Source organism: Shewanella sp. SG44-6 (genome assembly GCF_014164185.1).
Taxonomy (GTDB): Bacteria; Pseudomonadota; Gammaproteobacteria; order Enterobacterales; family Shewanellaceae; genus Shewanella; species Shewanella vesiculosa.
The window spans coordinates 1-266 of sequence record NZ_JACJER010000365.1 but is presented as its reverse complement, the minus strand read 5'-3'; the positions used below and the strand labels follow the sequence as shown (position 1 = coordinate 266).

General features: G+C 56.4%; 1 pseudogene. It reads right to left on the bottom strand.

Going from position 1 to position 266, the window contains the following annotated elements:
• Positions 1-266: pseudogene (locus H5185_RS22600) on the bottom strand (hypothetical protein); the annotation flags it as partial.

Here is a 266-nt window from a genome sequence, read left to right as displayed (position 1 = left end):
GCGGCGGTAATTTGCTCCGCCACTTCAAGGCGGGTGTCAAATGCGCGAACTATGGCGCCTAGCGAGCCTGCTGTGCCAATAGCGGCAAGACCGGCTACACCAGCACCAATAACTAATACTTTGGCTGGTGGGACTTTACCTGCGGCGGTAATTTGCTCCGCCACTTCAAGGCGGGTGTCAAATGCGCGAACTATGGCGCCTAGCGAGCCTGCTGTGCCAATAGCGGCAAGACCGGCTACACCAGCACCAATAACTAATACTTTGGC